At 49.4% G+C, this 13,957-nt stretch carries 14 protein-coding genes; 11 read left to right on the forward strand and 3 right to left on the reverse strand.

Annotated elements, in window-relative coordinates; translation table 11 throughout:
* Positions 1-52: 52 nt before the first annotated feature.
* Positions 53-610 carry a helix-turn-helix domain-containing protein gene (locus JNUCC32_RS07825; protein ID WP_145038126.1) on the reverse strand — a complete coding sequence of 186 codons (558 nt, stop codon included), beginning with the start codon at positions 608-610 and terminating at the stop codon, positions 53-55.
* A gap of 128 nt (positions 611-738) precedes the next feature.
* On the opposite strand from JNUCC32_RS07825, the gene JNUCC32_RS07830 reads away from it, so the two are divergent.
* Positions 739-1,332, forward strand: coding sequence for a LysE family transporter (locus JNUCC32_RS07830; RefSeq protein ID WP_192571574.1), 594 nt, complete (start codon positions 739-741; stop codon positions 1,330-1,332).
* Positions 1,333-1,414: 82 nt separating this feature from the next.
* On the opposite strand, the gene JNUCC32_RS07835 is transcribed toward JNUCC32_RS07830, so the two are convergent.
* Both JNUCC32_RS07835 and JNUCC32_RS07840 read right to left on the reverse strand, forming a co-directional pair.
* Positions 1,415-2,347, reverse strand: coding sequence for an L-lactate dehydrogenase (locus tag JNUCC32_RS07835; RefSeq protein WP_096774118.1), 933 nt, complete (start codon positions 2,345-2,347; stop codon positions 1,415-1,417).
* A 256-nt stretch (positions 2,348-2,603) separates the two neighbouring features.
* Complete coding sequence (locus JNUCC32_RS07840; RefSeq protein ID WP_267132965.1) at positions 2,604-3,128, reverse strand: thioredoxin family protein; 525 nt, start codon at positions 3,126-3,128, stop codon at positions 2,604-2,606.
* A 257-nt stretch (positions 3,129-3,385) separates the two neighbouring features.
* Here JNUCC32_RS07840 and JNUCC32_RS07845 point away from each other — a divergent pair, with 257 nt between their 5' ends.
* The 10 genes from JNUCC32_RS07845 to JNUCC32_RS07890 all read left to right on the forward strand — a co-directional run bounded on the left by JNUCC32_RS07845 (position 3,386) and on the right by JNUCC32_RS07890 (position 13,938).
* Positions 3,386-4,810, forward strand: coding sequence for a MocR-like pyridoxine biosynthesis transcription factor PdxR (locus JNUCC32_RS07845; protein WP_192571576.1), 1,425 nt, complete (start codon positions 3,386-3,388; stop codon positions 4,808-4,810).
* Between the two features lie 108 nt (positions 4,811-4,918).
* A complete protein-coding gene (locus tag JNUCC32_RS07850; RefSeq protein ID WP_192571577.1) occupies positions 4,919-5,794 on the forward strand; it encodes an arylamine N-acetyltransferase family protein in 876 nt (291 codons plus the stop codon).
* 176 nt (positions 5,795-5,970) lie between these two features.
* The gene (csaA, locus tag JNUCC32_RS07855; RefSeq protein ID WP_119847928.1) at positions 5,971-6,300 is read left to right on the forward strand and encodes a chaperone CsaA; all 330 of its coding nucleotides are present in this window, start codon (positions 5,971-5,973) and stop codon (positions 6,298-6,300) included.
* Positions 6,301-6,426: 126 nt separating this feature from the next.
* Entirely contained in the window at positions 6,427-7,800 is a 1,374-nt protein-coding gene (locus JNUCC32_RS07860; protein WP_192571578.1) for a PD40 domain-containing protein, read from the forward strand.
* Between the two features lie 112 nt (positions 7,801-7,912).
* Positions 7,913-8,830 carry an HPr(Ser) kinase/phosphatase gene (gene hprK / locus JNUCC32_RS07865; protein WP_192571579.1) on the forward strand — a complete coding sequence of 306 codons (918 nt, stop codon included), beginning with the start codon at positions 7,913-7,915 and terminating at the stop codon, positions 8,828-8,830.
* Between the two features lie 62 nt (positions 8,831-8,892).
* Positions 8,893-9,546, forward strand: a complete 654-nt coding sequence (locus JNUCC32_RS07870) for a M48 family metallopeptidase (RefSeq protein WP_192571580.1) — start codon at positions 8,893-8,895, stop codon at positions 9,544-9,546.
* Between the two features lie 243 nt (positions 9,547-9,789).
* Complete coding sequence (locus JNUCC32_RS07875) at positions 9,790-10,482, forward strand: aspartate/glutamate racemase family protein (RefSeq protein WP_192572617.1); 693 nt, start codon at positions 9,790-9,792, stop codon at positions 10,480-10,482.
* A 118-nt stretch (positions 10,483-10,600) separates the two neighbouring features.
* Positions 10,601-11,446, forward strand: coding sequence for a discoidin/SUN/FTP domain-containing protein (locus tag JNUCC32_RS07880; protein ID WP_192571581.1), 846 nt, complete (start codon positions 10,601-10,603; stop codon positions 11,444-11,446).
* 137 nt (positions 11,447-11,583) lie between these two features.
* Positions 11,584-13,074, forward strand: a complete 1,491-nt coding sequence (locus tag JNUCC32_RS07885) for an arylsulfatase (protein ID WP_192571582.1) — start codon at positions 11,584-11,586, stop codon at positions 13,072-13,074.
* Positions 13,075-13,116: 42 nt separating this feature from the next.
* The gene (locus tag JNUCC32_RS07890) at positions 13,117-13,938 is read left to right on the forward strand and encodes a GNAT family N-acetyltransferase (protein WP_192571583.1); all 822 of its coding nucleotides are present in this window, start codon (positions 13,117-13,119) and stop codon (positions 13,936-13,938) included.
* Positions 13,939-13,957 lie beyond the last annotated feature (19 nt).

The raw sequence follows: 13,957 nt of genomic DNA on the forward strand, positions 1-13,957 counted from the left end.
CAGCAACGGCACCCTTCATGAAAAGGGTGCCGTTGCTGTTCTTCCATCGACATCATGATCCGGAATAATGGATCACCATGCTTAACCGGTTCAGGGAATTACCCGAATTGTGATAGACATGTGGTTTGTCTGCCTTGAAGCGGATGGATTCACCTTGCTTTACCGTATATTCCTCATGATCGACACGAATGGTGACCTCACCATCGAAAACGGTAATAAACTCTTCCGTACCCTCGATATGGGCCTCTGCACTTAAATAACCGCCATGTTCCATTTCTAATGAATACATCTCGAAGCGCCGCCCGTCTTCATACGGGAAATACGGATAAATTCGAATGCGGCCGTTATCCTCAACCAATGCCTGCACCTCTTCCCGTGATACCACGACGGTACCAGAATGCGGCTCATTGATCAACGACGAAAAAGAAAGCTTTAATCCGTTGGCGATCTTCCATACGGTGGTTATGGAGGGGCTCGATTCCCCGCGTTCAATCTGACCCAGCATCGTCTTGCTGATGCCGGTCATTTCCGCGACTTTATCCAAACTCAGCTTTCTCTGCTCCCGGAGCATCTTTAAATTGTTCGCCAATATCAAATTGATGGGCTTCAAATGTTGGTTCACCTCTATATTGTACATATTGTGCGTTATAACATACATGATGTATAATGATAACGCACGGTCGCTATAACGACCGATTAGAATCACTATAACATACAAACAAGAAAGGAGTTAAGAGCTTGTTTATCCTTCCGCTGTTGACCTATGCCATTGTAGCTTCATTTACGCCCGGTCCCAACAACATTATTTCGATGACCAATGCACGAAGTTACGGTTTTCGAGCAACGATGCGCTTTATCGGCGGGGTTGCAGCCGGGTGTTTGATCATCATGCTGCTGTCCAGCTACTTCAACTTGGCCATGTATCAATATATCCCGAAGATTCGATCGGTTATGAATATGATCGGTTTCCTGTATATGATTTATCTTGCCGTAAAAATCATGCGAAGCAGGCCGCAGGGGGATGCAGATGATAAGCCAGGCGGATTTAACAGCTTTACGTTCGGATTCATATTTCAATTCATGAATCCGAAGGTCATTTTATACGGGATTACGGCCGTATCGACCTTCGTGATGCCAATCGCAACAACCCATGTGCAGCTGTTATTATTCTCGATACTGCTCACCATCGTTGGCATTTGCGCCAATATGACCTGGGCGCTATGCGGTTCGCTGTTCCAGAACCTGTTGTCCCGATATGAACGTACGTTTAATGTATTGATGGGACTGCTTCTGATATACAGCGCATTCTCAATTTATGCAGCGAATGGATAGCAAGCGGGCCTCGGCGTGCACGGATGCCATACCAAATAAAACAAGGCTTTCCGGAACGTTCATCCGGAAAGCCTTGTTTGGGTTATTCGAAGATTTTGGAAATCTGTTCTTTCAGTTTGTTAGCGGAAGCATGGAATTGGGTCAATTCCTCGTCGTTAAACTCAAGGCTAAGAATTTCCCGCACGCCGGTGCGGTCAACCACGCAAGGCACCCCTAGATATACGTCGGACACGCCATGGTAGTCTGTAAGCAGCGTGGACACATTGAGAACGGAACCCTCGTTTTGCAAAATGGAGACGATGATCCGGTCAAGCGCCAATGCGATAGCATAGGAAGTGGAGCCTTTGGCGTTTATGATTTCATATGCGGCGTTCTTGGTACGATCAAAGATATCTTCCCTTTCCTCGTCCGTCAGATCGATCCCGATACCGGCAATGTTGGCGATGCTCCAGAGCGGCAGCTCGGAATCGCCGTGTTCGCCGACGATATGGGCGTGAATGCTGCGCGGATTGATGCCTTTGTTTTGCCCGATCAAATAACGGAAGCGGGCGCTGTCGAGCAGGGTACCGGAACCGATTACCCGATTAACCGGGAAGCCGCTCTTTTTCAATGTGACGTAAGACAGGATATCAACCGGATTCGTAGCCACGAGAATGATGCCGTGATCATTGTATTTCACGATATTTTGAATAATATCGTCAAATATGGCCGTATTCCGCTTCAATAAATCAATTCGCGTCTCGCCCGGTCTTTGGTTGGAGCCTGCGGCAATGACAATGATGTCTGCATCCTTGCAATCGCTGTAATCTCCAGCCCAAAGTTTCACCCCGCCGGCAAAAGGGAGGCCGTGGTTCATATCCAAGGCTTCGCCAAGAGCCTTGTCATGGTTGGCATCGATCAATACCAGTTCAGATACTCTTTCCCGCAAGAATAAGGTGTACGCAGTCGTTGCTCCTACAGCTCCTGTACCAATGATTACGACGCGGGACGGGCGCTGAGCTTCATTTTTTGTCATCCATGTTTCTCTCCCTTGCACTCAGTTAATGAATCCTATACATGGAAAGCTTCTAATTACTTACCCTAATAAGCAGTTGTATACACAACAACTCCATTAGGCGCTTTCGATAGTAATGATAACATATTCAGGAAGATTTAAGCAGTGGGAGTGTGATTTAAGTTACGTTCATGCTCACTATAGAAGGTTTTGATCGCACGTTATCTTCTATATGTCCTAGATGCCGATGTCGAACCGCAGTCAGTGCGATTCCATATCATGCGAATGAAGTAAACCGCTCCTTTAGCTCCTGAAGCATGACCTTCCGGTAATCGTTCCCGTCATGGTAGAGTTCACCGATCCTTGTGTAGACCTGATCCAATTGTTCCTGATACGAATCGGCTTGTTTATCAGCGTGTTTTCTTTTGAACTCGTCCATGACGTTTTGGATGTATGCCGGTCGTGCGCCCCATTGTCCAAGAACCGCGCCTGTTGCCGCATTAAGGAAGAGGGCGATCGGTTGAGCGCGGCCACCGCCCGTAAGAAAGAGATCCATCGTTTCCAGATGCTCTTCCATGATGAGCACTTCGGTCGGTATGCGGCTGTATTCCATTACCCGGAACAAGACGGGAACATTCCAGATCACATCCGGACACCAATCCGTACAGAGGATAAGGCAGTGCAGTTGGCCATGCTCGTTACGTTCAGCGAAGAACCGTTGAACTTCTTGGTCGTCCCATTGAAAGCGGTCATAGATTTGCCTAAACTGTTCCTTGGTGTTGGGGATTCGGCTCAGTTTCATTTCCAGGCTCCTCATGCCCTCCATAAATTGACGGGGGGATATGCCTTGCCCTATTTTGTGCCGAAGATGGATAAGCGTTGTCATTGGCTCATTCGTCCTTTCGTACTGAACGGGTAGTTTTAGTGTACATTCAGCCTATAGCTAGCTTAGAATATATTTGACCACATAGAAATGGTCACTTTGGAGCTGTTTATGCAAGTCAGATTGAATGGAATGTGGGTCGTGAATTTATATTAAAAAGCCTGAGGTGGTCCATTATGTTTGATATCCTTTTACCCGAGCAAAGCGAGTTTCCGTTATACCAGCAATTATACCTTCAACTTCGTGAGGGTATCCGAAACGGCGCCATTCCCGACGGACAACGATTGCCATCCGTGCGATCCCTCCAGCTTCAGCTTAATATAAGCAAGACGCCGATCGAGACGGCTTATCAGATGCTGACGGCAGAAGGGTATGTGATCAGCAAACCGAGGTCGGGGCTATACGTCATGAATCCCTACAAGGAATTCTCCTACTCCCAACAGCATCAACAGCCGCCCTCCATGACCACGATACCGGTTATTCGTTCCCATGCGCATACCAATCCCAATGTCATCGATTTCAATCCAACCCGATTAGATCAAGCTGCCTTCCCGGTACGAATTTGGAATAAAATGCTCAAGGAAGCGCTGGACCACCATGTATGCGAGATCGGAGGGTATGGGGATCCACAAGGCGAATACGCCCTTCGGCGCGTGGTTTCCGAATATTTGCGGAATTCCAGAGGGGTCAATTCGACGCCGGATCAAATAGTTATCGGTGCCGGAACGGCATATAGCATAGGTCTCCTCTCCAGGATGCTGAAAGGGATGAAGCATGTTGCCGTTGAGGAACCGGGTTACAGCCTGGTACGGGATCAATTTCAGCTGAATGGCTGCGAGATTCTTCCGATATCGCTTGGCGATAAGGGGATCTCGCTTGACCGATTGGAGCAAAGTCATGCAGAGCTCGTGTACGTAACGCATTCTCACCAGTTCCCGACAGGAAGCATTATGCCGTATCCGGAGCGGGAACGATTGCTGGAGTGGGCGAATGCTAAACATGCATACATCATCGAGGATGATTACGACGGCGAGTTTCGCTATCAAGGCAAGCCGATTGCTTCGCTGCAAGGATTGGACGATAACGGACGGGTGATTTACGCCGGCACCTTCTCGAAAGTGCTCACCCCCGCACTGCGAATGAACTATCTGGTTCTTCCACAGGCACTGCAGCATCAGTTGACCCAAATGCAGCAGGAGGTGTTTTTTGCCCCATCGCGTGTGGAGCAGTGGGCCATGACCGCTTTTTTCGAACAGGGGCATTGGTTTCGCCATATTCGCAAAGTTCGTAACCTGTACAAGAAAAGACATCATCGGTTGATCGAGCTGATCGAGGCTCATCTTGGTAACTTTGTTGAAATTACGGGTCAGAATGCCGGACTTCACCTTCAACTGCTCGTCAAAAAAGAAGCTACCTCGGAGGAATTGATTCAGGAGGCTGCGAAAGCCGGCGTGAAAGTATACGACTTGCGGAAGACGTGGATAAATCAGCGTCAAGACGCTGGACAGTACCCGAGGATATACTTGGGATTTGCCAGCTTGAATGCGTCCGAAATGGAAACGGGCATTCGGCTGCTGCAAAAAGCCTGGGACATGAACTAACCACTCGGGACCCTCCTGTCTTTTATAACACCAACAAACTGACCATTCCATGCAGGTCAATTTGTTAGTTATGATAAGCTAACAACAGGAGAAGGAGAGCAGGTATTTATGATCACGCATAGCGAGGTAAAGGCGTATTTGAACCGATTAGGAATATCCGAAATCAAGGCTCCGACAAAGGAATATTTATTCGAGCTGCATAAAGCGCACGTGGCAAGAATTCCTTGGCAGACCCTGGATATTTTTGCCGGGGAACCGACTCCCTTGGATATCCAAAATTCGGTGCAACTGCTGATCCATCAACGAAGCGGTTATTGTTTTCATTTGAATGGAGCTTTTACCGCTCTTCTTCGAGCCTTGGGGTATGCGGTTAGTTGGCATAAGGCCGGCGTACAGCCGTTAGGACAAGAGCCACGGATTAACGGCTTCCATCTTGGGTTAACGGTCAGCCTCATGAACGAAGAACTTGGGGAAGAAGAGTCTTGGCTTGTCGACGTCGGTCTCGGGGATATGCCATGGGAGCCGATTCCATTGAAATTCGGGAAATATGAACAGGGGCCGTTCACGTATGTGCTTGAGCCGTCCGGCATAACGGATCAGGGCTGGCGGTTGATTCATGATCCCCAATATTCCTATGTAGGGGTAGATTATGCGCCTGAGGTTGTAAACAGCTTGGAATTATTTAAAACAAATCATGAATTTTACAGCCGATCGCCGGAATCCCCATGGATGGATCTATTGGTTGTCAGGCAGCGGCACGATGTGGGCATGAACGAGCTTAAAGGCTGCATTTGGAGAAAATGGAACGGCAGCATGCTGGATACCGTAGAGGTCTCGTCGAAATCGGAGTGGTTCGAGATCCTGGCGGACGTATTTTACGAGCCGCTCGTCAACTACTCCACTTTAGAACGGGATCAGATTTGGGCAAAGGTGTGCAAGCATCATCAGAATTGGCTGAGGCTTGTGGAAGATCAACGATCTTAGAGGGGCCAGTCCGGCATCTCGTGTGACTCCTAAGCTGATCTCTCCTTCGTCATAGAACGATCTAAACCAATCTGTCTCTTGAATGCCTGCAACCCCAGGTGGTAAGATGGTACTTAAATTTCATGTCGCGAAGCACATGAACATGTTCCATAACCTACCTGTAAGGAGTTAAATGCATGGCAACCATCGATGATTTTACCAAGCTGGATATTCGCATCGGGACGGTCGTGGAAGCAGAGCCCTTCCCGGAAGCGCGCGTTCCCGCCATTAAAATGAAGATTGATTTCGGCCCGCTCGGGATCAAGCGTACAAGTGCGCAGATTACGAAACGGTATGACGCGGATAGCGTTGTAGGAAAGCAAGTCGTGGCCATCGTCAATTTCCCGCCTAGACGCATTGCCGGCTATCAATCTGAGGTGCTTGTGCTCGGCGGCGTACCGGAGCAAGGGGACGTGGTGCTTCTGAAGCCGGATTTCGATCTGCCGAATGGAACGCCCATCGCTTAAGCTTATTCCATTTACCGATCCAGGCTTCGGTTTTATGGTGAAGCTTTGCTCATAATTGCGTTCCGGGACGGTCGCCTAACCGTCCTCCTTTGAATATATCTGAAGTATCAGATGATTCAAGAGAGGATGTTGGCCTTGCAAACTGTTTCTCATGGTATCGTTCAAGTGTGGATTGCCTACACATCGAACCGCGGCGGATCGTTCGACATATGGCTGTACCGCCCTCGGGACGGTTTTGATTTTCAACTTACTCAAGGGCTCGGCGCGGAATTTTCGGTTCCCTATTGGTCGCCCGACCGGAGGAGTATCGCATTCATCGGTATCGGCAATGTGGTCCATGTGCTGGATACCGTATCGTTCACTGTAGCCAGAATTGATCAAATCGAACCGTACACGCTGCTGGACTGGTCTCCCGATAGCCGGTCTTTGGCGTATGTCAAGAATGATCGGATCGTCATTTATGATACGGCCTCTCATCGAAGCTATTCCATCCCGGAGACCGGAGCAACGGACGCCCAATGGTTCCCTTCGGGCATGGAGCTTCTATTTGCGTCTCCTGATTCTGGCGGGGTTACGCAGCTCTACCGCATTCGGACCGATGGCACGGAACGGAGACAAATCACACATCTAACGGACGGTCCGCTCCACGACGTTCGGATTTCCCCGGATGGAACCTTCGCGTTGTATACATCCCCTGGAGCAAGCATCTCCCTGATTTCGACGGTGGATTTGGCAAACGGCACCATCTATGCATTGGAAGGCGGCCCACTCGCGAAAAACTATTTTCCCGCGTGGTCTCCTGATTCTAAAAGCATCGCTTACAGCGCAACAGCCTACAGCGAGCCAAATTACTATTCGCTCATCCAGATTGACAGCCGTACCGGTCAGGATCAAAGGACGGTTGCAGTTTCCAACTGTTTCGCCACGCCCGTCGATTGGTCGCCGGACGGTGCCAAAATCGCCTATTTGTCCGGGTGCACTGTTGAAGAATTCGCTAGTCAGCTTTGGATCGTCGATATCAGGGAACAGATGCCGATGCACGTCGTTAGCGGAGGTAGGATTACTGCCTTGCAGTGGTCCCCAGGTGGCAGGAAGGTTCCGAAAAGCATGTTCACAAGCCTTGTATACCGGGTGTCCTTCCCGTATCCCGCAAATTGGCGGCCGGTCAGTGAAGAGAGATACGAGGGCTTCGACGGTTTCTTCCAGGTATCCGCGATTTCGTCTGGCGACCGGATTGCCGATGTATGCAGCTCCGAAGCTTTTCATCCATTAATGCCTTACGGTTCTTCTCCAAGGATTGTCCCTGCTATGATACAAAATCAAGAAGCGTGCTTCATTTATCCGTCAGCTGACCAGCCAACGGAGATGAATAACCAAGCAGCCCTTATTGTGAGATATCCGAGCCCTGTCCAAATTGGGGATATGTTCTACGCTTATTTCATCTTGTGGGCAGACGTTAACCATATCGGTCAAATCGGCGCGAGGCTGTCGTTCATCTAGCGTTTGAGCAATGAGTTGCAGGAAAGTACCCCTCGGCCGTTGAATATATCCGAATGCTGCAATAATGATCAGGCCTTTTCAGGAACACTTATAGCCGCAGGAGGAGAACAACATGAAGTCGATCACCGTTCAAAGTCTTACGGAGTTATTTCATTTGGAAGTGCTTGCAGGCGCCAATCGCATGGATCGAATGATTACCCGTCCGCAGACGCACAGACCGGGTCTGGAGTTTGTCGGGTATTTCGATTTTTTTCCGATGGAGCGAGTGCAGGTGCTCGGCCGTAAGGAGATTAACTATTTATTGACGCTTAGCATAGAAGAACGCAAACTGCATATCGGAAATATCGTCAAATATCATCCGCCGTGCTTTATTGTCACCTCAGGACAGCAGGAGATCCCTTATCTGACTCTATTCTGCAATCAGGAAGGCATACCGTTGTTGCGTACAACCGAGACGACAACGGAGTTTATTGCCAAGTTGAACAGTTATTTGGTGAAGACGCTGGCTCCGGAGATGTCGATCCATGCGGTGTGCGTGAATGTATCCGGCATTGGAATCCTGCTCCGGGGCAAATCCGGTATTGGCAAAAGCGAAACGGCCCACACCCTTATCCGGCGGGGCCACCGGTTTGTGGCGGACGATATCGTGGTGCTCAAAAAGCTGGGCCCTTCGACTCTTCTCGGAACGCATAATGAGACAACCCGGGAGTTTCTCGCGCTGCGAAGCATCGGGTTGATCAACGTGGTGCGTCAATACGGGCGCACGGCTTTTCAGGATGAGACGCGAATCGTGCTCGACATTGAATTGGTGCCTTGGCGTGAAAATTCCCTAAACAACGAGCTGGAGGCCGTGCCTCAATTTACGGAATATCTAGGCATCCAAATTCCTCATATCGAGGTTCAGCTTCAGCCGGGACGCGACGTTGCCAGTCTGATCGAGGCGGCGGCCAACAATTGGTATCTTAAACAACTCGGCTACAGTGCGGCCGAAGACTTTATGAACCGAATCGAAAACGAGATGCAGTCGTGAGGCTTAAACGAACTTTCGGCCGCCTGATAATAAAAAACTTACGGAAACGATGTTGGTGATAGATGAAAATCCAAGTAGGAGAACAACAAATCGAATGTCATGTAGAATACGGTACACGCAAAAAGCTTTCGATCCATGTCCACCCATCGGGTCTGATCACGGTGAAGGCACCGAATCGTACAAGCGATGAGACGGTGATCAACGCCGTAAGGCGGCATGGGAGCAAAATCGTGAAGCAATTGCAAGCGATCGAGGCAGCCCGAACGGCTCCGAAGGTCAAGGCATACGAGGATGAAGGCAAATTCCTTCATCTTGGGCAGTATTATTCGCTGCATGAGTTAATCGAAACGGACGGGCGAACGGAAGAGGAGCTTCAACGGGATCTTAAGAAATTTTACTTCGCAAGCTGCAAGAAGGTGATCGCGGAACGAATCCGAATTTATCAGAAGCAGCTCAAAGTCACGCCGAAATCCTTCATCATCGAGGAGTCCAAAACGAAATGGGGCAGCTGCAGCTCGGCGAAGCATCTCACTTTCAACTATCGCCTCGCGATGGCGCCCATCGAGGTCATTGATTATGTGGTCATTCATGAACTCTGTCATCTCTTGCATATGAATCATGACCGATCTTTCTGGCGATGCGTCGGCAGCGTGATGAAGGACTACAAAGCTAAGGAAGCCTTCCTCGCGAAATATGGACATGCCATGACTTTGTAATGCATTGATTATGAGTCATAGAGAGAGTTAGGGCACTGCCTGATTTGGGCAGTGTCCTTTTTTTGAATGGATGCTGATCGGCTGATCTGATTCCATTGGCCACTGGCAGCGTTGCGCCAGGGCTGCTGCTCATTATGTAACGGATTCCTGGCTTTCGGCACGACGGCTGCTGCTTGCGTTGATCATAACATCTATTTACATTAGAGTAATGACACAGAAAAATTGATACTTACGGAGGCAATGATGAAAACAATTGGACTCATCGGAGGCATGAGCTGGGAGAGCACCGTGATGTACTATCAGATTATAAATGAGGTCGTAAAGGAACAACGGGGTGGGCTGCATTCCGCAAAAATTTTGCTATACAGCGTGGACTTCCAAGAAATTGAAGAATGCCAGGCCGTTGGGAATTGGAACAAGAGCGCAGAAATTTTAGGAGATGTTGCCGTAAACCTTGAAAGGGGTGGTGCGGATTTTATCGTAATCTGCACCAATACGATGCATAAGGTTGCTCCAATCATTCAGCAAAGAATCCGTATTCCCATTATTCATATTGCAGATGCCACTTCGAAGAAGCTCATGGAAAGCGGCATAAATCACGTAGCTTTGCTTGGAACCAAATACACGATGACTGAGGATTTCTACAAGGAAAAACTGATTGCAGCCGGCATTCATGTGCTGATTCCTGATGAAGATGACATACAACTTATCAACCATATCATTTATGACGAATTGTGCTTGGGTATTATTTCTCAACGATCCAAGGACGAATATTTGCGTGTGATCAACCAATTACAGAAGCAAGGTGCCCAGGGAGTCATACTGGGCTGTACTGAGATTGGTCTTCTTATTAAACAGGAAGATACAAATATTCCTGTTTTTGATACGACTCAGATTCATGGAACAACAGCAGCCCTATTTGCACTTGAAAAATAATCATTGATGTTTATTGTCGTAGGAGTTGCTGTTCGTTTCGTTCGATGTATAATGTTCGTATGGGTTCATATAAATCCATTTGAGTTCATTATATGTCTTGAACAAGGAGAGAAGGATCATGCCAAGAATCAAAATTGAATTGCTGAATCGTGAACAGAACGTGAGGGTGGAAGGTGACCGTCATTCGCAATCCTCGCATGACCGCGTGATGGAGCGGGAAGACGAGGATTTCACTTATCTGGCCTGTCAACAGCTGGAATACGCCGCCGGCGACAAATTTAGAATTACGACGGAGCACCCGAATCGGTATTTGGTGGTTCAGTTGGATGAGGCACTCTTTCCGTCCCTGGTATATGTCAAGGGAACCAGCTGGGAATACGAAATACCGTTGTCGTTCAAGCAAGCCTACCCAGAGAAGGCATTTACGGGGACAAAACATTATGTTTCGGTACGCTATGCGGCGGATAGCGAAATTAGCCAATATCGGAATTTGGCATTGAATACCCATGACCAGAAGCATGATTCCAACGCTTACCCGCATGCTCACGCTAACGTGGAAACCCGAAATGATCCCACCTTCTTTGCGCGCAATGCGATCGACGGCATTTATGCCAACCACAATCACGGCTCCTATCCATATCAATCCTGGGGTATTAACCAGCAGTCGGATGCGGAGCTGACGCTGGATTTCGGGCGAACGGTTGAGCTTGACCGGATCGGTCTTGTTTTACGCGGCGATTTTCCTCATGACAGCTGGTGGAAGGAAGTCACGATTGCATTCTCCGATGGTTCAACGGAGCAGCTCTATCCCGTGAAAAGCCGGAGCATCCAGTATTTTGAGATTCAACCCCGCAAAGTGGAATGGTTGGTGCTCAAACGATTGATCAAAGGCGATGAGGCGCTTTTTCCGGCATTAACGCAGCTTGAAGCCTATGGCAAAAACGTAGACGTAACGGAGTGGTAAAGCAGAGTAAGGATTGGTGGATTCATAACCGTCGTAATTCATCCGGGGCCATTAAGGATAATCGCAGAGCAATTGACAACCCTCAGCAACAAGGTATGATCAAATAGATATCAGTATCATGCCGAGGAGGGAATATGATGAATTCGACTCAATGCCAGGGAAGGCCGAATGTGCTGCTCATTACGGTCGATCAGATGCGCTTTGATTGCCTTAGCATAGCAGGTCACCCTGTGGTGGAAACGCCCAATCTGGACGAGCTTGCAAGGAGCGGCGTAAGGTTTAGCCGTGCGTATTCTGCCACACCCACCTGCGTACCTGCAAGAGCGGCGATCTTCACCGGCCAATCCCAGCGCGCCCACGGCCGCGTCGGCTATCAAGACTGCGTCCCGTGGAATTACAAGGAGACGCTGCCTGGGGAATTGGCTAAAGCCGGTTATCACACGCAGTGTATCGGTAAAATGCATGTTTACCCTGCACGCAATCTGCTGGGGTTCCACAACGTAATGCTTCACGATGGTTACCTGCATCACAACCGCAATAACCACGGCATTCCGATGCAGGAGCATTACGATCAAGTTGACGATTACTTGCAGTGGCTCCGCGAGAGGGTGCCGGGCGCCGACATGACCGATCTTGGTTTGGACTGCAATTCATCAACCGTCGCTCGTCCTTGGCATTTGGCGGAAATGCAGCATCCAACCAACTGGGTGGTAACGCAGTCGATTGACTTTTTGCGGCGACGGGACCCCGGGAAGCCGTTCTTCCTGTGGATGTCATTCGTCAGGCCGCATCCTCCGTTCGACCCTCCGCAGGCCTACTTGGATCTGTATGAGGATGCCGATATTCCGGAGCCGCCGGTTGGCGATTGGGCAGAGACGGAGGACCCGGATCTGGCCGGATACTCCCCTATAACGGGGCGGGGACTGGTCCCGAAACGCCGTCTGCGTAAAGCGATGGCTGCCTATTACGCCCTGATCACGCATATCGATCACCAAATCGGACGCTTTTTGCAATCATTGAACGAATATGGGGAGCTAGGCAACACGGTGATCCTGTTTACTTCCGATCATGGCGAGCTGCTGGGGGACCATCATTTATTCCGAAAGTCTCTTCCGTACGAAGGCAGCACCCGCGTGCCGTTTATCGTCAACGATCCCGGCAACCGTTTAGGCCTGAAGAGCGGCACGGTTTCAGATCATGTCGTGGAAATGCGGGACATCATGCCCTCGCTGCTGGAAGCGGCCGGCGTGCCTATACCGGAAACGGTTGAAGGCGAGAGCATCTGGAGACTAGCGTCAGCAGGAAGGGCTGGAGGAAGCAAGCCGGATTGGCGTCCACATCTTCATGGAGAGCACGCTCAAGGGCTTCAGTCCAATCATTGGGTTACCGACGGAAAGGAGAAATACATCTGGTTCTCCCAAACAGGCAAGGAGCAGTTCTTCGATCTGGTTGAAGATCCCAATGAGCTGCACAACGCGATCGGGGATGAAGATCGGCAGGAACGAATCCGGTATTGGCGTTCGGTCCTCATCGGAGAGCTTGAAGGACGCGAAGAGGGTTATACGGATGGCCAACAGCTGATCACCGGCCGGAAGCCGGTAGCCGTATTATCCCATATTTTGAAATAGCGCGAGACCGTAAATTACATTCAGAACCGATTAGGAGATAACATGCTAACGACACAACAGCTAAAAGACATTGAACGATTGCAAGCCGAGTGCGAACTTCATGACCATGTCCAATTAAAGCTGAATTGGGAAATGCTCAGAGAACGCAAAACGGAGAATCTGGATTTTTTTCATTATGAGGAAAAGGAACTTGTAGCGTTTCTTGGGCTATATCCGTTTGGCTCGACCGTCGAAGTATGCGGCATGGTAAAGCCTGCCGAACGACGAAAAGGGCATTTTCAGCAGTTGTTTCATCTCGGAATGGAACAGGTAAAACTCGCCGGATACAAGAAAATCTTGTTGAACGCGCCAGCGGGATCCGATGCGGCAAAGGCATTTTTGCATCAACTAGGTGCGGAGCATGCTTTCTCGGAGCATCAAATGACGTGGCAGGAAATGCCGCTTGAGGATTCGGACGGTATTCTGCTGAGGCAGGCAACATGGGAAGATTATGAAACAAGCGTGCGCTTATCCGTGGAAGCATTCGGATTGGACGAAGAAGATGCCAGGGCGATGGAGAGCCATCATTTTGCTGATAATACGGGTATGTTCATGATTGACGTAAACGAAGAAACGGTCGGGAAGCTGCGAGTCAGCCGCGAAGAGGGGCAGGCGTGGATTTATGGTTTCTCCATATTGCCGGAATATCAGGGCCGAGGAATAGGCAGAAAAGCGTTGCGGCGAATCGTGAAGGAACAGAGCTCAGCCGGATACTCGGTGCACTTGGAAGTCGAAACGAAAAACGACCATGCGCTGAGGTTATACGAGTCGGTTGGATTTCAAGCCATACATGCACAAGACTATTATCAATATGAATGCAGATGATAACAAAATAGATGTGCAA

Source organism: Paenibacillus sp. JNUCC32, assembly GCF_014863545.1.
Taxonomy (GTDB): Bacteria; Bacillota; Bacilli; order Paenibacillales; family Paenibacillaceae; genus Paenibacillus_AQ; species Paenibacillus_AQ lautus_A.